The organism is Capnocytophaga genosp. AHN8471 (assembly GCF_016806945.1).
Classification (GTDB): domain Bacteria; phylum Bacteroidota; class Bacteroidia; order Flavobacteriales; family Flavobacteriaceae; genus Capnocytophaga; species Capnocytophaga periodontitidis.
This window is the reverse complement of sequence record NZ_JAESPJ010000030.1, coordinates 109,096-134,275: the sequence shown is the minus strand read 5'-3', so window position 1 is coordinate 134,275 and position 25,180 is coordinate 109,096. Positions and strand designations below refer to the sequence as shown.

Genomic DNA, 25,180 nt, shown 5'->3' with positions numbered 1-25,180 from the left:
AGAATTATTTACTTAATCATAATCCTTTCTATACTACTAAATTGAGTTCACGGGGTGGAGGTGGGAGAGTCATAGATTCGCCGGTGCCTTGTGATTTGCCGCCCATTTCTATAGATGAACTTACCCATTTGAAAAAGGTAGTGAGCATATTGGCATCGGTGGTATCGAGTTTTACCACATCGGGGGTGAGTTCTTGGAGGTAGGACACTTCGGCTTTTGGCCCTGCAGCACAACCTACAATCACACCAAAATCTAAGGCTTTTACTTTAGGGATATATTCACGATACTTCTGTATATCGGAAGGTTTGCCATCGGTAAAGATAAATAAAAGCGGTTTCCAGTCGCCTTTTTGTTGCGCTGAACCTCTGATGAGTTCAGTTTTTACCAAATCACACACCATTTCAAGGGCTTCACCAGTGTGAGTGGGTCCACTTTCGGGACATTTGATTTCGATAGGCTGAAAAGAAGCTAAATCTATCAGCGGGATGATGTTGCGCACTTCACGGTCGAAAGTAATGACACTCAAATGGAGGGAATCCATCGCCTGAGGGTCGTTGCGTAGCATATTGATGAGCCCATAGAAGCCGTTGTTGAGGGCTTGGATAGGTTCACCGCTCATTGAGCCTGAAGTGTCTAAAAGAAAATAAGCTAAGAGTCGTCTGTTCATCGTTAGGAAACAATTACTAATTCACTTGGTGGAGGTGGGAGTTGGTCTTTTTTGGTAAGGTCGATACCTGTTTCTTCTACTTTGGTAGAGGTAGTGGCAATAGAGGCAGATACCCATTGGAAAAATTTGCCAATACTATCGGCATCGGTATTGCTAAGGCGCACTACTTGGTCGGCTATTTCCTTGAGCACTTTATCGTCGGCGTTATTACCAGCGGCACATCCCACTATCAATCCTTTTTTTACGGCTTTGAGTTTTTGGAATCCCGCTTGCCAATCGTCGGTAGGAACACCATCGGTCATAATAAAAACGATAGGTTTCCAGTCGCCTTTTTGTTCGAGAGTTGTTTTGGTAACTTCATTTTCCAATTTATCGGCGAGGAGGCTTAGAGCTGCACCGAGAGCTGTTGTGCCAGCGACTTTAAGGTCTACCGTTTGGAAAGAAGCCAAATCGGTAAGAGGGATAAGTTGTTTAGCATCGGAATCGAAAGTGATGATGCTCACGAAAGCGGTTTCGATAGCCTGAGGGTTTTGGCGCAGCGAATGAATCATCATTTGCACGCCATTTTTCACTGCCTCAATAGGTTCGCCGGTCATTGATCCGGAAGTATCTAAGAGGAGGTATACGGGAAGTCGTCTCATTGTATTACATATTTTAAGAGATTGTCCAAAAAGTTTTTTGTACGAGCGTTTGCAATGGGCGTTTGCAAAACGCCCCTACATAACATACTCTAAAAGTAATTGATTATCAGAGCAGTCAAATTTACGAAAGTGTAGGGACACAAAGGCAATTTTTGTACTTTTTGAACAATCTCTTTTAGATTATAAATAACTTTGAACAATACGGTGAATGGTTTGACCAAGGAAAGAATCGTCGACAGGGTCACCGATAGCATCAAATTTCCATTCGCCATTTCTCTTGTAGAGTTTTGCCAAAATAAGAGCGCGTTTACCAGCGTAAGCAGGTTCGGCAGCTACGTTGTAAGAGGCAAATACAGAGTTTACACGCTGTGGTGTTCCTTCGAACATACGAATTTTAGCATAAGGGATTTGTGAAAAGTCTTCTTTACCTACGTTGTTGAGGAAGAAGAAGATTTTAGATACATTAGGAGCTACACGATCTAAGTTTACAGTGATAATTTCGTTATCAAGACCATCGTCACCTCCTTTATCGCCTTGCAAATCGTCGCCGGTGTGGTGAAGAGCGCCGTCATTGGAATCTAATTTTCCTTTAGGAATCCCAAATTGTTGTAAGATTTGAGGGTTATACAAAGGAGAATAGAGGTGGTCGCACACATTGTTATTGTCGTCGATGAGGATACAACTAAGGTCTAAATCGACATCTTGTTTGTTTTTCATCAAACCAAAGAGAGCTTTAGTTTCGATAGCGCCCCAGTTCACTCCAATACAGAAGTTTTGTAGCTTTTCGCCAGATTCTTTGCGTAGGTCGATTTTTTGACCTTTTTGTAGATTGATTGCCATAAATTTAATTTATTTATCAATTAGCAGATTTGCCAATTGAGAGGTTTATAATTCAGTTAATTGTATTTGTTGAGATAATCTTCCAAACCGCCTTTCATACCCATACCTACAGCTTCGAACTTCCATTCGCCATTGCGTTTGTAGATACGACCGAACTCTACGGCTGTTTCGATAGAAAAATCCTCTTCCAATTCGTATTTTAGCAATTCTTGATTGGTAACTGAATCGAAAATGCGGATGAATGAATTGCGTACCTGCCCGAAGTTTTGACCGCGTTGAGCAGCCTCGTGAATAGTTACCACGATGCAGATTTCGGCTGCATTAGGTTCTATTTTAGAGAGGTCGACAAGGATTTGCTCGTCGTCGCCATCGCCTGCTCCTGTACGGTTGTCACCGGTGTGCACTACTGCTTCGTTAGGAGATTTGAGGTTGTTGTAGAAAACGAAGTGATTGTCCGACAACAATTTTTTGTTTTCGCCTAAGATAAATACAGAAGCGTCTAAATCGAAATCAGTACCTGTAGCAGAGCTGTTCGTATCCCAACCCAGACCTACAGTAAATTTAGGAGCATTGATGCTCTCTCTTTGTCCTTTTTGTAAGTTGATTGCCATAAAAATAATTTATTAATTAGTCAATTAGCTGATTTGCTAATTGGAATGTTACTTGTTTAGGTTTAAATCGAGCATAGAGGTGAGGATGTTTTTTTCTTCCTCTATATTCAATTGTTCTTCAGCAAGGTTGTTGTTGTCAATGGTTTCACAGTACTTTGCCAAGAGTTCTTTTACATCCTCGGGGAAACTGTTGCGTATCTCTTTGCGTTTTTCTTCTAAGTCGCTTATTTTGCGTTCCAATTCACCTACTAACGAATGACCGTTACTCACGTTTTTTTCGCGATTCAGTTGGTGCTTGAAGGCATCTTTTAGCAAATAGAAGCCATTGGTTTGCAGATTCCAAATAAACTCATCATCGGAGCCGAGGATTCTAAACAGCTCGAAGAGTTGGAAATCTACATTGAAACCACACATAAAACGCACTTTGAAGTTTTTGCTCGCCAAACGGGAGAGCAATAGGCGCTCAATACTCAGCCCTTCCAAGGTGTAGAGTTTCGTTCCTGGCACTACTAACAGATGTGTGATATCATCGTCGTCGCGAAAATATTCCTCGGCATAGAGGTTAGGGAAACTGCGGATAGCCGTGAGATTGTAAGGCTTGTAACTACCTGTGAGGGTACTATAAGCGGCTTGAAACACCGCCGATACCTCAGCTTCGTGATACCGCTGGTCGGTTTCAAAACGGTTTTCGGCTTTACCTTGGCGTGCCAGCTGCGCAATATAATCCTGATGGGCTGCAATTTCAGTATCAATATTGATGATGGCAGCTTCTTTTTGCTTTTTGAGTTTGGTGAGTAGCTCAATAAGGCTATCGGTATACTGCAAGTGGAACAGTTCTAACTTGTTCACATCTAAGGCTTCGGCATTTTTTTCAAAAAATGAATGGATAATCTCGGTACGTACCACTATACCTACCAAGTCGGGTTGTTTAAAAAAATTCTCTAATATTTTAAGTTTTTGCAACCTCCGTTTGCTATCATTCAGTATTTTTGTTTCTGTTCCCAAGTGTTATGACTTTCTGTTTTGCAATTGGTTTTTAAGAGTTGTTTCTAAGTTTTGCAATTCGTTGTCCAACAAGCGGCGACTTTGCTCTCCTTGTTGTTGGATTTGTTTTACCTCATTGAGGGTGTTGATGAGTGAAGTGGTAGTTTCACGCAAGGTATCGATAGACACAATTGTTTGTTCGTTAGCACGAGCAACATTTACGGTATTCTGTTGGAGACGCTGAGCGTTTTTGCGCAAAATTTCTTCGGTGGTTTGCGATACGCGTTGTTGTACCTCGATATGTTGTTGCTGGCGATGTAAGGCTACAGCCAGCGTAAGTTGGTTTTTCCAAACAGGCAAAGTAGTAGTGAGGATGGTTTGTGCTTTTTCGGCTATTGACACGTTGTTGTTCTGTATCAATCGGATTTGAGGTAATGATTGCAACATAATAAAGCGCACGACTTTCAAATCGGCTAAACGGCGGTCTAAACGGTTGGCGAAGTCGCGTTTATCGGAAATTTGATAATCTTGATACGCATCGGGATTTGCTTCCATCAGAGCGAGTTCTTGTTTGGTTTTCTCGTAACGCAAACTACCTGCAATGATGTACTCTTCAATCTTTTTAATGGCATCGACATTGCTACCAAAAATGGTTTGCAACACCGCGTTATCTTTAGTAGAATTGATGATACCTGCATTCACCTTATTAGAAATATCGGTGATGTTGTTCACTATTTTGTCGTATTTGGCAAAAATATTATCTACTGTAGTTACCATACGCCCCAAGAGCGGTATTTTGCGCAAGAATTTTTTAAAGCTATTACCTTCGAGTTCATCTACATCTACATAGTTGAGTTCTATGAGCAATTTATTGATGAGCTCGCCTACCTCACCAGCATTAGAGCGGCGTACATTGTTTAAAAAACTATCACTTTGTGAAGCCAATGTATTTTGTAACTCAGCACCAAAGTTGATTACCGAGTTAGGGTTTGTTTCCTCTATATTGGCAGCGATGAGTTCGTACTTAGAGGTATCGGCAGGTGTAAGGTTTTGAAGGGTTACATTGCCGTTCTTATCGATTACTTGAGCGTTTGTATCGAGTGCTTGTAGTTCTAAAGTTTGTTCCATAATGTTTAAGATATTTTGATGTGAGTTATTAAAAACTCGCACGAATTTCACAAATGAATTATTAATTAACGTGAGTTCGGCGTAAGTAATTATTAAACAATCAGTAAAAAATATTTTTAATTTCCCACGAATTACACGAATTTTCACGAAATTGGGAGTGCATAAAAGTCTTTATTTTTTTATTATCTCACGAATTTTCACCTGACGGTGAATTGTTTAGATTGTCAAGACAATGAACTTTGCCAAAGGTCGTAGCACGACGAGCAATTAAAACTTTGGCAAAGTGTAGCGACACAAATATTAAGGACTTTTACAAAGTGTTGTTAAGTTATTTAATGATTTCGCCTTTGTAGTATTTAGAAAGGAAAAATGCTAAATCTTCTTTGTAGCCAATGCCTGAGGCTTCAAATTTCCATTTGCCATTGTGTTTATAGAGACGACCAAATTCTACAGCCATTTCTATAGAAAAATCTTCGCCTAATTCGTATTTAGCTACCTCTTCACCGTTAGCGTTATCGACGATGCGGATATACGAATTGCGCACTTGTCCGTAGTTTTGTTTGCGGTTGAGTGCATCGTGAATGGTTACCACGAAAAGAATTTCGGTTACTCGTGGATCTACTTTAGCGAGGTCTACTTGTATACTCTCGTCGTCGCCATCGGCACTGTTACCTCCTGTAGGGTCGTCGCCAGTGTGGTGGAGGGCACCATCGGGAGAATCGGTATTGCCATAGAACACAAAGAAAGGTTCAGAAGGGATAAGGCGCTGTGCATCTATCATAAAAGCTGAAGCGTCTAAATCGAAATCGTAGCCAGTACCCTCATTAGGGTCCCAGCCTAAGCCTATAGTTAAATTTTGTAGACCAATGTCTATACGTTGTCCTTTTTGTAGATTGATTGCCATAATATTGATTTGTTAATTAGTCAATTAGCAAATTAGCCAATTGAAGAGTTTGTTATTTTATTAATTAATACGGGGCAAAGATAATAATAATTAGAGAATTTTCAAATTTGAGAATTAGCGAATTACGAGAGTCCCGTGATGACGCCCTCGTCATCTATATCCATACCTTCGGCGGCAGGCACACTGGGGAGTCCCGGCATACGCACAGTATCGCCTAAGATTGGAATTACAAAGCCCGCCCCTGAGGCAAACTCAAACTCTCGCACGGTTACCTCAAAATCGGTAGGACGGGCGAGTTTCTTCTCGTCATCACTGAGCGATTTAGGGGTTTTCACTATACAAATAGGCATTTTATCAAAGCCTAATGTTTTGATTTGCTTCAACTGACTTACGGCTTTACTATTGTAATTCACCTTGCTCGCTCCGTAAATCTTAGTAGCTACTGCTGTTATTTTTTCTTCTATACTCGCTTCATTGCTATACAACGGACTAAAATGACTCTCACCACTTTGGGCTATAGTGACCACCGCGTGGGCGAGCTCTTCAGTACCTTTACCTCCTTCACTAAACCCTTTGCTCACAATAGCTTGCACTCCTTTTTGAGCACATACTTCTTTTATATAGGCGATTTCTTCCTCACTATCGTTAGGGAAATAGTTGATCGCTACCACTGCTTTGAGACCAAAAAGTTGAACATTCTCGATATGTTTTTCCAAATTGGCAATACCGAGTTTCACTTTTTGCAAGGAAGGAGTGTTATACTCTTCTTTTTTAGCCCCTCCGTGATGACGCAAGGCGCGGATAGTTGCTACAATCACTACTGCGTCGGGGGCTAAGCCTGCTGAAGTACATTTGATATTGAGGAATTTCTCAGCCCCAAGGTCGGCACCAAAACCAGCTTCGGTAACTACATAGTCGCCTAATGAGAGTCCCATTTTGGTAGCTAACACAGTGTTTGTACCTTGCGCAATGCTAGCAAAGGGGCCTCCGTGCAAGATAGCAGGATTGTTTTCAAGGGTTTGCACAAGGTTAGGTTTGATAGCTTCTTTGAGCAGTAGCGCCATTGCCCCTACCACGTTTAAATCGCGGGCAAATACGGGGGTGCCGTCAAACTTTTTGCCTACATAGATGTTACCAATACGCCTTTTCAGGTCAGAAAAACTTTCTGACAAGCACAATATGGCCATAATCTCAGAAGCAGGAGTGATGTTAAAACCGTCTTCGCGAGGCACACCGTGCGTAGCACCGCCTAAACCTACCACTATATGGCGTAGTGCGCGGTCGTTCATATCCATTACGCGCTTCCAAACTACGGTGCGTGGGTCGATGCCTATAGAGTGTGTTTTGCTCTGGATATTATTATCAATGACAGCCGCCAAGAGGTTATTAGCCTTCTCAATAGCCGAAAAGTCGCCTGTAAAATGTAAGTTGATGTCCTCCATAGGCACCACTTGCGAATAGCCACCACCAGCAGCCCCTCCTTTGATACCAAAAACAGGTCCTAACGACGGTTCACGCAATACGGCAATCGCTTTTTTGCCTATTCTGTTAAGTCCTTCCGTCAGACCAATGCTCACCGTGGTCTTGCCCTCACCCGCAGGGGTAGGCGTAATAGCCGTAACAAGCACTAACTTACTGTTTTTCATCTTCTCAGCATTGATGAGGTACAATGGCAATTTAGCCTTGTATTTTCCATAAGGGTCGAGGTCGTCCTCGCTGATGTTTAATTTTTTAGCTACCTCTCTGATAGGGAGCATCTGTGCTTTTTGGGCGATTTCTAAGTCGGTCATAAACAATGAACAATTGAGAATTAATAATTTGTGCGACAAAAGTAGTGATTTTAGTTGGATTTTCCAAACACAATACACGTGGGTTTATCTACTTCTATCGCTTGGGCGGTTTCAGTGAGTTCTCCAGTTGCTTCATTACGCTCAAAAACCTGAATTTTATTATCATCTCGGCAAGCTACTAAAAGGTATTTACCATTGGGGGTAATAGCAAAATTGCGGGGGTGAATACCTGTGAGTTGGTAGCCTATTTTGGTTAAAGTACCTTTCTCAGGGTCGATAGCAAAAATTGCAATACCATCTTTCTTTAATCGGTGAGAGGTGTACAGAAAACGCCCATCGGGACTGATATGTATATCGGCACTACCACGCCCGCCACCTTCATCAGCCATTATACGCTGTACTTCTTTCAGTTTACCCTTGTGATAGCTGAGTACCACACATTCACCTCCTAATTCGTTGATAAGATAAGCAAAACGACCGTCTTTGCTAAAAGTAAGATGGCGAGGGCCTTGTCCGTCACTCACCTCGTAAGCTACTCGCTGAGCGGTCAGTACCTCAGCGTTTTTACGTGCTTTCTTGTTGTAACGAAAACGATACACGCGGTCGTTGCCCAAATCGGTTGCTAATATATACTTTTTATCGGGGGTGGGAATAATGCAGTGGATATGTGCTACACGCTTGGGTGTCTTTCCTACAAAAGCAATATGTTGTGTCTCTGCTTTTAATTTACCTTCTGCATCCAGCGAGAAAACACTGATGTCGCCCCCTGTATAATTTGCTGTGATGACGTATTTACCGTCGGTTACAATATGGCAAGGGTCGGCACCTGCTCGTGGCAAGGATTCTTTAGGAGCCGTAGGCAGGAATATAGGATTGCTTAGCTGTACTTTATCTTCACTCACATCAAAAGAATAGGCTCCTTGTCGCCCATCGTTATATTCACTTACGGCATATAGGCGTTTTCCATCGGGCGATAAGGTTACAAAAGAAGGATTGGCAGCGGTGGCACTGCTCAGCAGTTCAAAAGTACCGTTCTCCTGATTGAAATGATAGGTGTAAATACCATTAGAATTACTCTCTTCAGTATAAGTGCCTATATACATTATCAATTTATTATCTTGGGCAAAGGTGATGAATGTTAATAGTGCAAAGACTATAGTTAAAAACGTTTGTAATTTCTTCATAAGTTCTAATTTTGTGTGTTATTAAAAAATTGTATGGTGTGCTCTATTTGTTTCTTGAGGGTCGTTACTTCCTCATCTGCCATAAAGGTAAGATATTCTTTAAACAAAGCAGAATGGTAGTCAAAATGCTTCTTTTTCCACTGCGAAGTAGCTAAAATCAATTCAATGGCTAATATTTCTTCTATATTCTTTACTACTTGTTCGCATTTGATAGCCGAACTACCTCCCATTCCTTTAATATCTATTGTTTTTTCAAACAAAATAGGACTTTCGATGCTTGCAGGAATAGAAAGACGACGGTTTTCATTCAATATTCCTTCTATGATACGCTGGAAAATAGGGTAATCTATTTCTGTTTCTATCTCTTTGCCGAGATTAGAAAGCAAGTAGAACACACGTCGTTCGCTGATATTGCCCAAACTGGTGAGGGTAATCGCCAAAAAGTCCATTGCCAAGGTGAGGGGCAGGGTATGTGAGTTGCCTCCAAAGATAATTTCTTGGGTCTCAGGGAAGAGAATAGGGTTATCGGTAACTGAGTTCATCTCGGTTTTAATCACCTTGCGAATGGCTGCAATCGACTCGCGAACAGCTCCGTGTATTTGAGGAATAGAGCAAAAAGCTTCGGGCATAGATGAGAAGGCTTGCGGTTGTGCAGCGAGGGTACTATCTTTTAATAGGGTGCGCAGGTGCTGAGCCGTTTCCACAAGTCCCTTATGGGGGCGTACTACTTGCATAGCTTCCGAAAATGCCGAGAGGTTGCCACCAAAGGCTTGGGTAGAAACCGATGATACAAAGTCTGCCCACTGGATGATTTTCAGCGATTTACTAAGGTTGTAGATGCCATAAGCAGTGGTGAGCTGAGTGCCGTTGAGCAAGGCATCGGCTTCGCGCATTTCCAAGGATAGAGGTTGCCAACCGTATTTAGCTTCCAGCTCTTGAGCTGAATAGATTTTGTTGTGTATACACACTTCGCCTTCACCAAAGAGCGGTAAAGCGAGGTGTGCCAGAGCAATGCGTTCATCGGGGATATCTTTAGAATACACCACCGGAAAGACCTCTTGATTATAAAAGTCGATGAGGCGTTGCACCAAAGCCAATCGCACCCCACTATAGCCATAGGAAAACGATTGTATTTTGAGAAAGAGCATCAGTTTGACAATCTCATTGGGGATACGCTCGCCTATACCACAAGCATAGTGGCGCAACAATGATATAGAGCCCACTGAAAGTCGGTTTAGAATTTCAGGGTCTTTTTTACAATAATCGCTGAGGAAGCGGTGGCACGTTTCGATATTAATCACCGCCTCTTCCGAGAGTTTTAGTTGTGTATCGCCTTCTACAATTGCAATAAGCTGTTCTAAAAGAAGGACTTCGTTAGAAATATAGTGTTCCATATTAGGAGGTAGGGGTTAGGGGGTTAAAAACGATCTACTTTACCATATATAGTCGCCCTTTTATAGATAACAATTGATATTGTAGCAGTTTGTTGCTATACAGATCTACTTTTTCAAACTTTTCGAGTTCTTCATTGCCTTTGGTAAGGTAATAAGTAGGTTTTTTTAGAGCAACACCTTCAGATGTCAACGTATAAGTATCAACTTTAAAGGAGATAGAAGCATTGTTTAAACGCAGTTGCATAAATAGTTTTCCTTCTCCCCCTTTATCAAGAGTTTCTTCTATCAAAAAATACTGAGGTAATATCTTACGGCGTGTATAAGTGCTTTGAAAGTCACTATAATAAAAATCGTCAGCACCCAATTTCATAAAAAGAGGGAACATAGAAGTCCTATCAAAAAGAGTATTTTGAAAAGAGTAAATGTAATTAGTAGAACAAATATAATGAGGCATCCCGTCTTGAATAAACACTACAATACTCTCATAATTAAAAGTAGTATAGTACTTTTGATTATCGGGGCGCCATTCTATGTTTCTAACTCCTATTTTATAACAAGTAGGCGTGGGTAGATGGTTTTTGGATATATAAGTTCTCACATCGTTTTCTTTCCAAAAATCAGTACCCTCAATGGCTTTCATTGGACGAAATTCGGGGTTGCCATCTATAGCCCAAGTACTGTAAGTGAGTGTATAAGTATCAATGATATACTTGTCTTTGATATGAAACTCTCGTTTCTGTTTCTCAGCTGTATTGAGAGGCAAACTGTCAATTATTTTTCCTGAAGTATCAAATTTAAAAAAATAAAACGAAGTATTTGATTTATTATAAAGTGTTACTAACTGATATTGATCGTTGAAGAACTTTTTCTTAAGCGAATACCCTCCTCTTTCATAAAGCGGAGTAATTGTCTTTTTACCTTGTGTAAGCTCTTTTGATGAAAGTTCAGGGTAGTTTTTGAGATTTTTAGGAAGGAACTGCTGTGATTGCCATACTGTATAAGATTCTTCTATTTCGTCTTTGTGATAAGTATAAAGCATTGTTAATACTGTAAGACAAACACTTACCCAAAATATTTTTTTGACAGACTTATAATAGAAACTATAATAACAAAGCAGCCCTAAAACAAAAATTATAGGTGTAAATAACAGAAGTACATCAATAATTCTTAAGGATAAGGAAGACCCTAACCCGCAAATAATAGAAAGCACTATAAAGCCGATGCCCGTTAAAATCGCTAAAAATATATTAGGTTTCTTCATTTGTCGTTAGTTTTTAGATGGTTTCACGTTTCCTTAATACTGCATACAAAAACACAAAAAACGCCAAGAAATACGCAATACGGGCGATGTAATCACCCATTTGCACATAGAAAGTTACTTCATCGTTTAGAGCAATAGTGCCTTTCAAACTACCTTGAGTGCCATAAGGAAGTGTTTTGAGCACCTCTCCCCTACCGTTGATAAATGCCGAAATCCCCGTGTTAGCACTGCGGGCTACACTCCGGCGGGTTTCAATGGCGCGCAAACGGGTATAGCTGAGGAGTTGCTTGTGCCCTTGTGTGTTACGCCACCACGCATCGTTAGTAAGGATAGCCAAAAAGTTAGCCCCTTTCTTGATATAACCCGTCACAAATTCACCATAAATCGTTTCATAACAGATGATAGGTGCTGCCTTTCCCTCGGTGTCTACCCCTGCGAAAGCTGTGCGCTCAGGTTGGGTAGTTTTCAGCGCTATTGTACCGCCAAGATTGATGAGCGTTTCGCCCAATATAGGTTTTAGTATATTTTGATACGGAAAATTCTCGACAGCTACTACCAATTTACTCTTGTGATAGAGTGGCATTTCAGGATTGCGATTGAGCAAGAAAGCCGAATTGTAATCGTTGTACCAAATACCATAATTAGAGAGATAGTTGCTTTGGGAAGTGGTATGTGCTTCATCTCTCACAAACTCAATCATTGCAGTGCCTCCTACCCAATTGAGTTTAGGATAGCGCGCTACAGAAGTGCGCAACCTATCTATCTCTGGTGCATAAGGCAATTCGTTCAGTTTGATATTCTCAGCAAAGACCGTTTCGGGGGTAAGGACGAAATTTACTTTATCATCTAATTTATCAGCGGTGAGTTGCAACAACAGATTGCTTACTTCTTGATTAGAAAGTGCATATTTCTCGGCATAAGGGTCGATATTAGGTTGCAAGACAATCACATCAACTGTTTTCTTGCCTGCTTCGCTATAATTGAGGTATTGGAAATACGAAATCACTATAGGCACAGCAAAAAAGAGTATTGCCAAGCCCACTTTTTGAGCAAGAACTTTGCGGTTTTTAGTCGTAAGATAGTTTTCGACAGCTAAAAATAAGATGATATTCACAATCCACACCCATAAAGAGCCTCCAAAAGTACCCGTATATTCGTACCATTGTATCCACGTAACTTGCTCGGAGAAAACGTTACCTAAATTCAGCCAAGGCCAAGAAACTTCCCAAGTGAGGTGGAATTTCTCAAACGAAAGCCATATCGCAACTAAGAAGATGAGCGATACCTTGCGGTTCATTCGTTTGGCTACAATATGATAGAGGAAGAAAGTAAGGGTCATTAGTAGCGTATTTGCTAAAATAGCGAAAATTGCCCCTATTTGGGTAGAATACCATATCCACCAAGTAGTAGGAATATTCCAAGTGAGGAATGCTAAATAAGAGAGCACAAACACTTTGCGTTTGGTATGGCGATAGTTGTGACGGATGCGCGCTTCCATCAGCAATAAAGGAACAAAGCCAATGAATATCAAAATAGTAATTCCATAGGTTACCCACGCACTTGCGAGTAAAGCCCCTGAAAGTAGAGCAAGGAGTATGTTTTTCTTCATAATGATGAATAACGAATAACGAGGCGAAGATACAACTATTTTAAAAAATACACAAAAAAATTTTCATATATTACTTTTTCTTACTTATTTTGCGGACTGTTATAAAAAATAAATAAAAATGGACAATTCACAAAACAATTTTCAGAACTATTTCCAACCTCAGCAGCAGCAACACTACAGCAACGACAATCCGATGGTAACCACTTTAAGTATAATAGGATTGGTGCTAGCAATTCTCACCGTTGCTATCGCTTTCATCCCTTGTTTTGGAGCTTTCGCTTTTTTCATTGGGGTTATTAGTCTTATTATTTCGTGCATAGGACTTTATTTAGCCTATAAAAATCAAGTAAACAAAGATATGCTCATAGCAGCTTTAGTAATTTCCTTAGTAGGAACTATCATCTCTGGTGTACAACTTTTTACACTTAAAGCTATGGGAGATGCTATTATCGAAAATTCTCAAAGAATACAAAACGACAGCTTAGATACTGATTCTTCTTATAACAGAGATTACGACGACGATTAACATTGAAACTCACTAATTCACATAAGTATCTATTAGTAAATAGTATATTAATAGCATTGTTTTTTGGGGGAATACTATATCTAAAATATTTTCCTGCCAAAATACAATGCTATTACAAATCTCATTACGGCTTTGAATGCCCTACTTGTGGGCTTACACGTGATTTTTCACAATTTCTCTCCTTAGATTTTCACTCTCCTCTCAACCCTGCTTCCTATTATTACTTTACAGCTTTTGCATTAATTTTCGTCACTCGCATTCTTCACAGTTTAATTGTATATCGCAAGCCTCATCAGCTGAAAAGTATTATTTTTTTAGATGGTGTAGTATTAGTATTTTCTATTTTTGTAGTAGTTTTAGGATTTTTATAGTATTGGCGATGAATTGTATAATTTGCTAATTAACAAATTATTCTTATTTTTGTCGCCAAAATTATTATTAGAATGAATACATATCAAAAAAACAACACTTTTGAAGCTCAGCGCCCTCAAAGTGTAAAAAAAACCATCATCAACCTCTTAGGAGTGATTACCCTCGTTTTGGCAATTTTTGTACTTATCGCTTCTTTTATTCCTATAATTGGTGAAATTGCTTTTATAGGAGGTGCCGTAGTAATTCTGTTGGCAGCCATTGGTTTGTACTTTGCAGCTATCTATGGTATAGGTAAAGCCTTACTCATTGCAGCGCTATCACTTTCTATGGCTGGCACAGGCATCTCAATTAAAAAGTTTATCGATTATAACGAGGCACACGCTTCCGAAATACACTCAGGTGGTTCGGGTGGTGGTCACCATCACAGCTGGGGCGATGATGATTAACTAATGTCTCAAATTCGCTAATTATATCTATCTTTGCACTTTAATCATTTTAAATAACTATGGCAGAAAAACACCATTACAAAGGGCTTACCGATGCGCAAGTTCTTGAAAGTCGTGCCAAACACGGCGAAAACTCACTCTCATCAGTAGAGGGTGAACCTCTTTGGAAGCAATTCTTAGAGAAATTTACTGACCCTATTATTATTATTCTGCTGGTAGCCCTCGTCTTCTCATTTGGGGTATCTACCTATGAATTTACAGTACACAATACGGGTATCCACGCCTTTTTAGAGCCTGTAGGTATCCTCTTTGCTGTACTTTTGGCTACTGGAGTGGCTTTCTATTTTGAACAGAAAGCTAACAAACAATTTGAAATCCTCAATCAAGTAAACGACGATATCTACTATAAAGTTATTCGCAATGAGCGTATTACCCAAGTGCTCAAAAAAGATATCGTAGTAGGCGATGTGGTTATCTTAGAAACAGGAGAAGAGGTACCTGCCGATGGAGAACTCCTTGAAGCAGTATCGTTGCACGTGAACGAATCGACGCTCACTGGAGAGCCTATGGTACACAAAACTACTAACCCTGCCGATTTTGAAGCCGAAGCTACTTACCCCTCTAACTACATCTGTCGCGGGACTTCAGTATCCGACGGACACTGTATTTTTGAGGTGAAAAAAGTGGGTGATGCTACCGAATACGGCAAAGTGTTTGAAGGTGTACAGATAGACAATAGCGTAAAAACCCCGCTCAACGAACAGTTAGACCATTTGGCAGGAATGATTACCAAAATCAGTTATGCAATTGCTGCTTTGGTGATTGTAGGTCGCCTTATCGTGTATTTCACCAGTGCTGACCATAGTTTAGACACAATCGACTGGGTATCGTTTGGTGGTTACCTGCTCAACACCGTGATGATTGCCATTACCGTAGTAGTAGTAGCCGTGCCCGAAGGCTTGCCAATGAGTGTTACCCTCAGTTTGGCATATAGTATGCGCAGTATGATGGCTACTAATAATCTCGTGCGCAAGATGCACGCTTGCGAAACAATGGGAGCTACTACCGTGATTTGTACCGACAAAACGGGTACGCTCACCCAAAACCAAATGACCATCTACGAAACTTACTTCAACGCGGGTACCGATGAGAAACTCATAGCCGAATCTATGGCAGTGAACTCTACCGCTTATCTAGATTTCACCGATAAAGATAAACCCAGCGTATTGGGTAACCCTACCGAAGGAGCCCTCCTCTTGTGGCTCTATGGCAAAGGCACTAACTACTTGCCGATACGCGAAGAGAGCGAAGTATTACAGCAACTTACCTTCTCTACCGAACGCAAGTATATGGCTACTTTGGTACAATCGCCTAGCCTTGGCAAACCCGTGTTGTACGTAAAAGGAGCCCCTGAAATAGTAATGACTTTCTGCCACGAAGGCGGTAAATTCCTTTCAGATATTCCACAAGCTGATTTTGAGGCTAAACTTTTGCAATACCAAAACCAAGCGATGCGCACTATCGGTTTTGCGTATAAAGTGATTGACGACCCTAAAGCAATTATCTCAGAAAACGGCAAGCTCGTAGTAAACGGCTTGCACTTTATAGGTATCACTGCTATTTCTGACCCTGTACGCCCTGATGTACCTGCATCTATTGAAGAGTGTATGCACGCAGGCATTCAGGTGAAAATTGTAACCGGAGACACCCCTGGTACCGCAAGAGAAATCGCTCGCCAAATACGTTTGTGGGACGATACTTGCACCGACCGCAACCAAATTACCGGTGTAGAGTTTGCCGCAATGAGCGATGCCGAACTTTTAGACCGTATAGGCGACCTACGTGTGATTTCGCGTGCACGTCCGCTTGACAAAGCTCGCTTAGTAAACTTACTTCAACAAAAAGGTGAAGTAGTTGCTGTAACCGGTGATGGTACCAACGATGCTCCCGCCCTCAAAGCTGCGCAAGTAGGTCTTTCAATGGGTGATGGTACTTCGGTAGCTAAAGAAGCCTCAGATATCACCATTTTGGACAACTCATTCAGCAGTATTGGTAAAGCCGTAATGTGGGGACGCTCGCTCTATTTGAACATTCAGCGTTTTATCCTCTTTCAGATGACCATCAACGTAGCAGCGTGTATCATCGTGCTTATTGGGGCTTTCTTAGGGGTAGAATCACCGCTTACTGTAACCCAAATGCTTTGGGTGAACCTTATAATGGATACCTTTGCTGCATTGGCGTTGGCATCATTGCCACCAAGCAACCGCGTGATGAACGACAAACCACGTGCGCGTGGCGCTAATATCATCAGCTCTCCAATGGCAAAAGGCATCTTTGGGGTAGGAGGATTCTTTGTATTATTGCTCTTTGGTTTCATTCAGTATTTTAAGAATGAAGACATCACAAGTCTCACCGAGTTCTCTATCAGCGATTATGCAAGACATTTCTTCCATTTTGGAGCTCCTGAAGGCAGTTTATCAGCTTATGAACTTTCTTTGTTCTTCTCTATATTCGTATTCTTGCAATTCTGGAATATGTTCAATGCCAAAGCCTACCGCACTGGCAAGAGCGCATTCAACAACCTCGGTAAGAGTCAAGGATTTATGCTCATCGCCTTAGCTATTATATTAGGACAAGTGTTCATCACTACTTTTGGTGGACAGATGTTCAATGTAACGCCTCTCAAATTGGTAGATTGGGCAATTATTATTGGTGCTACCAGTGCAGTACTCTGGGTAGGAGAAATCCTTCGCTTAGGTAAGAGATAAGAGGTAAGAAGTAAAAAATAAGAAAAGCACAATAGCTAATCATTTTAGTTATTGTGCTTTTTTGTATTGTAAAGTTTGCTAATTAAAATAATAGCATTATCTTTGTGAAGTTCTTTTAATCATAAAAATGAACAAGAGCCCTCAAAACTATGGAACACTTCACTAAAAACTTAGAAACCTTACAAAAACTTCTCACAGAAAGCAACGGTGCTTTTATGCATTTTGGCAATGAACAATACCGTTTTACCCAACAAGCAACTATTACCCCTAAAGAAATAGCTGATTTTGAAGCTCAGCACCACATTAAGTTGCCCGAAACTTTCAAAACTTTCCTCATTACCTTAGGAGCTTGTACCCTTTTTGAAGATGAACGAGGTTTTTCCTATCAGTTTTTTCCTCCAAATCAATGGGAAGCCTTTTCAGCTGAAGTATTTGAAGGCACGGGTACATATCTCTTCCCAAAAGTTTTATTAGTATGCTACCCTAATAGTGGTCATCAAGCGGGATTTATCACTACCCAACCCGATGCTTTTGGCACGTTCTATTCGGATATTCCTCCTGAATATTGGGAAGAAGACACTGAATTACTGCCTTTTGCCGATTGGCTAAACGAAGAAATGGCTACACTATGAGAAAACAAGTCATCACCATTATTGCTATTATCTTGCTCCTTTTAGCGGGAGCAGGATTCCTTTTTGTTAAATATGCCCAACAGAAAACAGCTGTTTATTACGCTGAAAAAGAAAGCAGACTCTACCGCTACTACTACGATTATTACTACGCTCATAACAAACGTTTTTCGGCTACTGAATTTTTAAAAGTTCTATCACGCAAAGACCCAGAACTATACGAATTGCTGAAAAATGGCAAAATCGCATATTACCCCAAAGAAGAAGGTTTTGCCTACCAAAGATACGCATCGTCACAAAATTTTGTAAGTTTTGATGATTTTACCTTTGCAAAATTCCTATTCTCTGATGCCAATATAGCCATAGACCCGATAATGTCCTTTAGCAAAATCGACTATGAAACTGAAGTGATATATCAGTACAAAAACGATAGTTTTATAGAAAAAGAGGTATTCAACAAACGGTTACTGATAGATAAATACACTCAGCTATTGCATTGTAAAAAACCTTTTTTAGAAGAAGATTGCCTCTCCTACAACTACAATTTATGCAAAGAGGCAACCGCGGTGATTTTCCCCAAAAAAGTCGTTTTTGTAAAATCGAGTTTTGAAGCTGAAAGTGAAACGATTATCAGGCAAATTTTGCAAACACACTACACTAATACTAACGATACACTTATGGTAGTGGTAAATTTCCCCAACCTCAGTGAAGCAAAATGCTTGAATATCAGAATATCAATTGACCATTGATAATTGGTTAATTGACAAATTATTACTATCTTTGCCCCCAGAATTAATTTATTAAGATAAAAAGAAATGAAAAAATCAACTCTTATACTTATTGGTGTCATTGCACTTATAGTAATATACGCGATTTCAGCCTATAACGGCTTAGTAAAAAAACAAGAACAATTACACAGCGAGTGGGCTCAAGTAGAAACTCAATACCAACGTCGTGCCGACCTCATCCCTAACCTTGTGGCAACAGTTCAAGGTTATACCAAACACGAAAGCAACACCTTAAAAGAGGTTGTAGAGGCACGCAGTAAAGCGACTCAAATCAACATTAACCCCGAAAAACTCGATGCTGAATCGTTAGCCCAATACAATAAAGCGCAAGGAGAACTCTCTCAAGCCCTCGGTCGTTTGCTAATGGTTACTGAAGCCTACCCCGACCTAAAAGCAAGTGAACAATTTATAGCCTTACAAGCAGAATTGTCAGGTTGTGAAAATCGCATTGCGGTGGCTCGTAAGAACTACAACAGCTCATCAAAAGACTACAACATCTCTTGCCGCCGTTTTCCTAACAACCTCTTCGCTTCAATTTTTGGTTTTAGTGAAGCTGCTTATTTTAAAGCCGAAGAAGGTAGCCAAAAAGCTCCTAAAGTAAGTTTCTAAAAAAATGAACAACAAGCTATTAACCCTACTATTTTCCTTTATCATTGGCATTGGATTTTCCTTTGCTCAAGAGGCTTATACGGTAAAAACAGTGCCCAACGTACAACTGCAAGATGCCCAGCAGTACACCACCGATCCTCAGCATTTGCTCACAGCTACTGAAGTTGATAGTCTCAATGCTATCTGTAGAGACTTGCGCGCTGAAAAAGGAGTGGAAATGGCAGTGGTGATCTTGCCTCGCTATACCAACGATTATGCTGATATACGCGATTTTGGATTACAACTATTTGAGCATTGGGGGTTAGGGCAAAAAGACCAAGACAATGGCTTGTTAATGCTCTTGATCACCGACCCAAAGGAACGCGCTATCACTATAGAAGTAGGGTATGGTTTAGAAGGTACTCTACCCGATGGCTTGTGCAAACTCATACAAACACGCACAATGATTCCTCTGATGAAGAAAGGACAATACGGTGCAGGGCTCATAGCGGGAGCTGAAGAAATACGAAAAGTCATCTCAGGTGATTCCACTTTGCCTCAACTGCTTGAAGAACAAGAAAATCCCAATTGGTGGGAAGAAATAAAAGAAATATTTTCTGGAGCTTTCTACCTTGCTATAGCTTTTTTCTTTTTTATTCTTATAAAATTTGGAAAGACTAGAAAAGAAATGGAAGAACTAATGGCTAATCCCACGAGATCACCTTATGTGAAGTATTTAAGTGTTGAAAATGTAAGTATCTCAAAAAAATACATTCCTCTATTCATACTCTTCTTCCCTACCCTACCTTTTGGAATCTATTGGTATTTTTATTGCAAACGACTCAAAAAACGATTGCTCGCCGAGATGATTTGCGAAAAATGTGAGCGCACAGGCACCACCATTGTTGAAAAAGTAACCCAAGATACAATAGATGATGATTACATAAAAATTACAGTACAATTTCGTTGCAAAAATTGCAACCACCTGCATACAGAGGAAAAGAGTTTCAAGATTGAACACAACCGTAATTACCGAAGAGACATTGGCTTTGGGGTAGGTAGTTCGTTTGGAGGAAGCAGTTTTGGAGATGACAGCTTTGGTGGTTCGTTTGGAGGAGGACACTCTGGAGGTGGTGGTGCCTCTACACGATTTTAAAACAATTGATATGACAAAAAAGCTGTCTAACATTTTACTTTGTTAGACAGCTTTTTTCTTATAAAGATCTTTGTTTAGTACTTCTAAAATAGTGTATTTCTATTCTATTTTTATCTTCTATAACTTTATAATAAATTACAAACCTATTATCTAAAAAGTTTCTTCGATACATTCCTAAATGTTCACTATATTTGCTAAAAAGTAAGGATTTTTTGCTATTTCTCTTTGTAAAACTTCTACTGCTTTCATTATTTTTTCAGAATAGGTATAACTCCCATTATGTTTATACCAATAAGTAAGGGTGTTATAATAATCTTCTTCAGCGTCGTAAATCCATTTTATTTCCATTGGTTGATCATCTGTTGGGCTTTTCTATGTACTTCTGAACTATCAGTAAACATTCCTAATTGTGATTGTTTTTCAGCTATAGCTAATTTACGTAGGTCTTTGGCTGTTAGCTCATAATAGAAATCTTCTTCATTTTCAACTAATTGACAAGGTTGAAAATCTGTATTTTCTTCTAAAGGTATGACATTTGTTTGCATAACATTTCTATTTTTTTACAAGGGTATGATATTATTTTTTAAGCTACAAAAAGATTTTCAAATTACGCTCGTAACATTATAATCAGTTCTTTACGAAGATCGGCTTCGGAGAGGTTATTGGTAGCCCCTAAGCCTTTGCTTTTTAGATCGATTTGGCGCAATGTAGCAATGATAGCACTCACGCGCTTCATTGGGTAGTGTTGCGCCCCCGAATAAAACTCTTTTATAAAATAAGGATTTTCTTTCAATACTGCCGCTACATTCTTTTCACTTTGGTCTGTAAGACCATGAAATAGCAATAACTTTTGAAAATAGTTATAGAGAACAGTGATAGTTCCACCTAAAGAGTTATCTTTAGGATTATCAGCGAAGTGTTTAAGGATACGCGCTACCTTATAGGCATCATTTGCGGCAATAGCACTCTTGAGTTCAAAATTGTTAAACTCCTTGCTAATACCTATATTTTTCTCTATAATTTCGGGGGTCACTTCAGTATTTTCAGGGACGATAAGGGCTAATTTATTCACCTCATTTTGTATCCTACTCAGGTCGGTACCTAAGAAATCTACTAACATTTGTATGGCTTTAGGCTGAATGCTGAGGTGTTTTTTCTTCAATACATCGGGTAACCAAGCGGCTACTTGGGGTTCATAAAGTTTTTTGCTTTCGAGTAGTACGCAATCTTTGTTCTTTTGTAAGGTTTTTAGCAGTTTTTTGCGTGCGTCTAACTTCTCGTATTTGTAACAGAATACCAAAACCGTTGTAGGGGTAGGGTTCTCTACATAAGGCACTAATTGGTCGATGGTCGCTCTGAGGTTTTGGGCTTCTTTAACGATAATCACTTGGCGGTCGCTCATCATCGGAAAACGGCGCGCATAATCAATAATCGTAGGCACCGTTACATCTTGACCATAAAGCACGATTTGGTCGAAACCCTTTTGGTCTTCTTGCAACACGTGCTCTTCGATGTAATCGGATACTATATCTATGAAATAAGGTTCTTCGCCCATCAAAAAGTAGATAGGAGCGATGATGCCTTTTTTTATGTTGCCTACAATGGTTTTTACTTCATTCATAGTGCAAAAATACAAAAAATATTCTACTTTTGCAGTATGGAAGTATTAAATTTCAAAAACTACCCTTTTCGCACTAAAGTAGCCGATGAGAAACTGTGGATATTTGATGTGATTCGTCGCAAATATGTAGTGTTACAGCCCGAAGAATGGGTACGCCAACACGTAGTGCATTTTCTCATTGAGGAGAAAGGTTACCCTAAATCACTTATCAATGTGGAGAAAAAACTCTCTATCAATGGGCTCACCAAGCGTTACGATGTGGTAGTATATACTAAAATAGGAACAGTGCTCTTAGCGGTAGAATGCAAAGCGCCGAATGTGCCTATTACCCAACATACTTTCGACCAAATTGCGCGCTACAACCTTACCTTAAACGCTCAATATCTAATGGTTACCAACGGCATTACACATTACTATTGCCAAATGGACTACCAGCACAATCAATATCATTTTTTAAAAGAACTCCCTCATTACAACGACCTCTCACAATGACTCTTGCCATCGTAATACTCAATTGGAACGGCAAAAAGCTGTTAGAACAATTCCTCCCGTCGGTAGTGCGTTACTCACCCGAAGGACAACTCTATATCGTAGACAATGCCTCTACCGATGATTCTCTTGATTTTGTGCGCACCCACTTCCCTGAAATACATATTGTAGAAAACCCCACCAACAGCGGTTATGCGGGAGGCTACAATCGCGCTTTACAACATATTAAAGCTGATGTGTATTGCCTGCTGAACTCGGATGTGTTAGTAACTGAAGGTTGGCTCTCCCCTATCCTGCGCACTTTTGAAGAGGAACGCATTGCAGTGGTACAGCCTAAAATTAAAGATGAAAAACGCCGTACGTATTTTGAATATGCCGGTGCAGCAGGTGGTTTTATCGACCGATATGGGTTCCCGTATTGCAGAGGAAGGGTATTTGAGACCATAGAAGAGGACAAAGGTCAGTATAACAAGCCTTCCCCCGTACCCATTTTTTGGGCATCGGGGGCGTGCTTTTTTATACGTGCAGAAGTATTCCACCAGTTAGGAGGTTTTGACGAAGATTTCTTTGCCCACCAAGAGGAAATAGATTTGTGCTGGCGAGTGCACCACCTCGGCAAACAAGTGGTGTATTGCGCCGAGAGTACTGTCTATCACGTAGGTGGAGCAACACTCACCACCACCAACCCTAAAAAAACCTACCTCAACTTCCGCAATAGTTTGTTTATGTTGCTGAAAAACCTACCCGCTAAAGGGCTCTATACTACAATTTTCTTACGTATGGTATTGGACGGCATTGCAGGAGTGCGTTTCCTTTTACAAGGCAAGCCGCGTTTTACGTGGGAAGTAATAAGAGCGCATTTTCATTTTTATAAACGATTTTTCTTCTTTAAAAAGAAACGACCTTCAAAGCTCATTACCAATTATTACCAAGTGAAATCAATAGTGTGGGAACACTTTGTATTAGGTAAGAAGTAACAGGTAAGAGGCTTTTAGGGTGTTATTCCTAATTTCTGTAGCTTTTTGGCTAAGTAAAAACCGCTTATCAGAGCTGGGAAAAAGGTGAAACAAGTATAAGTAACTAATATTCTTGTTTCATTAATATAGGGAGGGCTAATTATATAAATTAGAACTAAAGGCGGAAGTGCCCAAACAATAATTGTAATAAACCAGCCTATTTTGAAATTTGTACTTTTAGTATAATGTGTAAAAGGAATGAATAGTGCTAAAATTGCTCCCAAAACGGTATATATACCTGCTATTGAAACAACCACAGAAAATGAATACAATGACCCTGAATAATAAACTCCCATTATGATCATTAATATAATAGCTCCTATCCAAAAAGAGGAAACAATGTAAAGAATTGCCCTTATTCTTGGGTTAAGCTGATTTATTGGAGGGATTGCCTCTTCTTTTTTAGCAATTCTGTGTAGCATCACTCCTAATAATATCCCTATAATGATATTTAAACCTAAGTAACCTAAATGATTTTGAATATTAAACTCATCATAAATACGCCAAAAATTATAAATGTTTATAATTGGCAATATGAGTAAACACAATAATGCTATAGCAATGATTCCGCCTTTAGAAAGTTTTTCAAAGGGTACAAATTGCCCTACACTATAGCTTATCACAAAACTTTTAAGTAAAAAAATACTATTTTCTTCCCATCGCATTAAAAAAAATGAGGTTTCATAGTATAATGTATAATACAAATCCAACAGTAATTTGGATGCTATAAGAGCGACAAAAATGTACCATACGGTTGTTTTAGGAATCAGTGTTTTCATTGGATATCAGTTTATTTTAATTGCATAAATTCTGAGATAAAGGCTGGCAGCTGAGTGTTGGGGAGTTTAGGGCTATCGTCCCAATAGCTGAGCACACAAGCGATATGATATCCGCGCACAGTAGTAGCAATATAGTAAACAATGAGTTTTTTATCAATGTCCTGAGATTTCTGGTAGTGCAATAGGTAAGTAATCTCTCTTGCTTTTGTAGGATTCCCTTCAAAAATTAGTTCAATTTCGCGATCTCCTACACGATTAAAAGTAGCATCTTTTTCAGGGATTTCCATTGCATCCAATACTTCTCCAGATTTTGCTTGCAAAAAAACAGACTCTTGAGCCTCTGCTAAAGTGCGGTACAAACTCCAATTCATTTCGCCCTTAGTAGGACAGCGCACAAGACCCAAATCTCCCCAAAAGCATTCGTCATCCAAAGTTATTTTTCTACCTAAAAAATCGAATTCTTTTCCGCCTAAAGCGTTTTTTTCGAGGTCTTTTTGGTATTTACCACTCATTACGGCTTTTAGCATCTCTTCATCTATTGCATTGCTTTTTGCAGCAGTGGTTGATTTTAAAAGCACCATTCTAATGGGTTTTTGGAGTTGTTTTTTGTCGTAGATGAAATAACAAATATTGTTATTCCAAAGCCCATCCTTTACCTTTTCGTGGGTGCTCACATAATAGTGAGATATATTCAGTTTTGGGTTTATTTTAGGAATGCTGTCGGTAAAACCTTTGTCGTGAGCAAATCCTCGAATGAATTTTGGCAAATTCTTAGTAATTACGCCATCTACCTCTACGTCGGTATATCTGAGTTGGTATTTTCCAGCTCCATAAGTAGCGACATTATCTAATTTCTGATAATAGAGTCGGCTTTCGATGTTTGTGTTTTGTGCGGTTGCTGTACCTATAAAGGACAATAGAGCAAATAAAAAAGTAAAGTTTTTCATATAAATATAATAATTAATTTGTTCAATATAAAAACGAAGATA

At 39.8% G+C, this 25,180-nt stretch carries 27 protein-coding genes; 10 read left to right on the top strand and 17 right to left on the bottom strand.

The features are described from left to right. Positions 1-28: 28 nt before the first annotated feature. The 12 genes from JMN12_RS13405 to lnt form a co-directional block, all read right to left on the bottom strand. Positions 29-667, bottom strand: coding sequence for a vWA domain-containing protein (locus JMN12_RS13405; protein ID WP_002679473.1), 639 nt, complete (start codon positions 665-667; stop codon positions 29-31). Positions 668-669: 2 nt separating this feature from the next. Next, on the bottom strand, positions 670-1,308 hold the full coding sequence (locus JMN12_RS13400) for a vWA domain-containing protein (protein ID WP_203080736.1): 639 nt from the start codon (positions 1,306-1,308) through the stop codon (positions 670-672). A gap of 180 nt (positions 1,309-1,488) precedes the next feature. Then, on the bottom strand, positions 1,489-2,148 hold the full coding sequence (locus tag JMN12_RS13395; protein ID WP_088593689.1) for a TerD family protein: 660 nt from the start codon (positions 2,146-2,148) through the stop codon (positions 1,489-1,491). Between the two features lie 56 nt (positions 2,149-2,204). Further along, entirely contained in the window at positions 2,205-2,759 is a 555-nt protein-coding gene (locus JMN12_RS13390; protein WP_203080735.1) for a TerD family protein, read from the bottom strand. Positions 2,760-2,807: 48 nt separating this feature from the next. Next, positions 2,808-3,764, bottom strand: coding sequence for a hypothetical protein (locus JMN12_RS13385; protein ID WP_203080734.1), 957 nt, complete (start codon positions 3,762-3,764; stop codon positions 2,808-2,810). Positions 3,765-3,767: 3 nt separating this feature from the next. Continuing rightward, the gene (locus JMN12_RS13380) at positions 3,768-4,871 is read right to left on the bottom strand and encodes a toxic anion resistance protein (RefSeq protein WP_088593686.1); all 1,104 of its coding nucleotides are present in this window, start codon (positions 4,869-4,871) and stop codon (positions 3,768-3,770) included. 328 nt (positions 4,872-5,199) lie between these two features. Then, positions 5,200-5,775: a TerD family protein gene (locus JMN12_RS13375; RefSeq protein WP_203139734.1), complete on the bottom strand. Its 576-nt coding sequence runs from the start codon at positions 5,773-5,775 to the stop codon at positions 5,200-5,202. 122 nt (positions 5,776-5,897) lie between these two features. Beyond that, positions 5,898-7,565 carry a formate--tetrahydrofolate ligase gene (locus JMN12_RS13370; RefSeq protein WP_203139732.1) on the bottom strand — a complete coding sequence of 556 codons (1,668 nt, stop codon included), beginning with the start codon at positions 7,563-7,565 and terminating at the stop codon, positions 5,898-5,900. Positions 7,566-7,615: 50 nt separating this feature from the next. Continuing rightward, positions 7,616-8,749, bottom strand: coding sequence for a lactonase family protein (locus JMN12_RS13365; RefSeq protein WP_203139731.1), 1,134 nt, complete (start codon positions 8,747-8,749; stop codon positions 7,616-7,618). A gap of 5 nt (positions 8,750-8,754) precedes the next feature. Further along, on the bottom strand, positions 8,755-10,143 hold the full coding sequence (locus tag JMN12_RS13360; RefSeq protein ID WP_203139729.1) for an aromatic amino acid ammonia-lyase: 1,389 nt from the start codon (positions 10,141-10,143) through the stop codon (positions 8,755-8,757). A 34-nt stretch (positions 10,144-10,177) separates the two neighbouring features. Then, on the bottom strand, positions 10,178-11,182 hold the full coding sequence (locus tag JMN12_RS13355) for a hypothetical protein (RefSeq protein ID WP_238423917.1): 1,005 nt from the start codon (positions 11,180-11,182) through the stop codon (positions 10,178-10,180). A 235-nt stretch (positions 11,183-11,417) separates the two neighbouring features. Continuing rightward, entirely contained in the window at positions 11,418-13,013 is a 1,596-nt protein-coding gene (lnt, locus tag JMN12_RS13350) for an apolipoprotein N-acyltransferase (RefSeq protein WP_203139725.1), read from the bottom strand. Positions 13,014-13,131: 118 nt separating this feature from the next. Between lnt and JMN12_RS13345 the strand changes: the two genes are divergently transcribed. The 8 genes from JMN12_RS13345 (at position 13,132) to JMN12_RS13310 (ending at position 20,286) form a co-directional block, all read left to right on the top strand. Continuing rightward, positions 13,132-13,539, top strand: a complete 408-nt coding sequence (locus JMN12_RS13345) for a hypothetical protein (protein ID WP_009413189.1) — start codon at positions 13,132-13,134, stop codon at positions 13,537-13,539. A gap of 2 nt (positions 13,540-13,541) precedes the next feature. Further along, entirely contained in the window at positions 13,542-13,910 is a 369-nt protein-coding gene (locus JMN12_RS13340) for a DUF2752 domain-containing protein (protein ID WP_198466702.1), read from the top strand. Between the two features lie 72 nt (positions 13,911-13,982). Beyond that, on the top strand, positions 13,983-14,357 hold the full coding sequence (locus tag JMN12_RS13335; protein ID WP_009413187.1) for a hypothetical protein: 375 nt from the start codon (positions 13,983-13,985) through the stop codon (positions 14,355-14,357). Between the two features lie 59 nt (positions 14,358-14,416). After that, positions 14,417-17,125, top strand: coding sequence for a calcium-translocating P-type ATPase, PMCA-type (locus JMN12_RS13330; RefSeq protein WP_203139724.1), 2,709 nt, complete (start codon positions 14,417-14,419; stop codon positions 17,123-17,125). A 149-nt stretch (positions 17,126-17,274) separates the two neighbouring features. Then, positions 17,275-17,757, top strand: coding sequence for an SMI1/KNR4 family protein (locus JMN12_RS13325; RefSeq protein ID WP_203139715.1), 483 nt, complete (start codon positions 17,275-17,277; stop codon positions 17,755-17,757). Next, entirely contained in the window at positions 17,754-18,503 is a 750-nt protein-coding gene (locus JMN12_RS13320; RefSeq protein WP_203139713.1) for a hypothetical protein, read from the top strand. Before JMN12_RS13325 ends, JMN12_RS13320 begins: the two co-directional genes overlap by 4 nt. A gap of 66 nt (positions 18,504-18,569) precedes the next feature. Next, entirely contained in the window at positions 18,570-19,151 is a 582-nt protein-coding gene (locus tag JMN12_RS13315) for a LemA family protein (RefSeq protein WP_203139711.1), read from the top strand. Positions 19,152-19,155: 4 nt separating this feature from the next. Beyond that, positions 19,156-20,286: a TPM domain-containing protein gene (locus tag JMN12_RS13310; protein WP_203139709.1), complete on the top strand. Its 1,131-nt coding sequence runs from the start codon at positions 19,156-19,158 to the stop codon at positions 20,284-20,286. A 174-nt stretch (positions 20,287-20,460) separates the two neighbouring features. Here the strand turns inward: JMN12_RS13310 and JMN12_RS15540 are convergent, their stop codons facing one another. The 3 genes from JMN12_RS15540 to holA form a co-directional block, all read right to left on the bottom strand. Beyond that, positions 20,461-20,634, bottom strand: a complete 174-nt coding sequence (locus JMN12_RS15540) for a hypothetical protein (protein ID WP_314472825.1) — start codon at positions 20,632-20,634, stop codon at positions 20,461-20,463. After that, complete coding sequence (locus JMN12_RS13300) at positions 20,625-20,831, bottom strand: hypothetical protein (protein WP_203139707.1); 207 nt, start codon at positions 20,829-20,831, stop codon at positions 20,625-20,627. Before JMN12_RS13300 ends, JMN12_RS15540 begins: the two co-directional genes overlap by 10 nt. Positions 20,832-20,893: 62 nt before the next feature. After that, positions 20,894-21,907, bottom strand: a complete 1,014-nt coding sequence (gene holA, locus JMN12_RS13295) for a DNA polymerase III subunit delta (RefSeq protein WP_203139706.1) — start codon at positions 21,905-21,907, stop codon at positions 20,894-20,896. Positions 21,908-21,943: 36 nt separating this feature from the next. Here holA and JMN12_RS13290 point away from each other — a divergent pair, with 36 nt between their 5' ends. Further along, positions 21,944-22,399 (top strand): type I restriction enzyme HsdR N-terminal domain-containing protein, encoded by a 456-nt coding sequence (locus JMN12_RS13290; protein ID WP_203139704.1) that lies wholly within the window; start codon positions 21,944-21,946, stop codon positions 22,397-22,399. Then, positions 22,396-23,373 (top strand): glycosyltransferase family 2 protein, encoded by a 978-nt coding sequence (locus JMN12_RS13285; protein ID WP_203139702.1) that lies wholly within the window; start codon positions 22,396-22,398, stop codon positions 23,371-23,373. Before JMN12_RS13290 ends, JMN12_RS13285 begins: the two co-directional genes overlap by 4 nt. 14 nt (positions 23,374-23,387) lie before the next feature. Here the strand turns inward: JMN12_RS13285 and JMN12_RS13280 are convergent, their stop codons facing one another. Together JMN12_RS13280 and JMN12_RS13275 are read right to left on the bottom strand one after the other, a co-directional pair. Next, positions 23,388-24,191: a hypothetical protein gene (locus JMN12_RS13280; RefSeq protein ID WP_203139700.1), complete on the bottom strand. Its 804-nt coding sequence runs from the start codon at positions 24,189-24,191 to the stop codon at positions 23,388-23,390. 11 nt (positions 24,192-24,202) lie between these two features. Continuing rightward, on the bottom strand, positions 24,203-25,138 hold the full coding sequence (locus JMN12_RS13275; RefSeq protein ID WP_034555939.1) for a hypothetical protein: 936 nt from the start codon (positions 25,136-25,138) through the stop codon (positions 24,203-24,205). Positions 25,139-25,180: the final 42 nt, after the last annotated feature.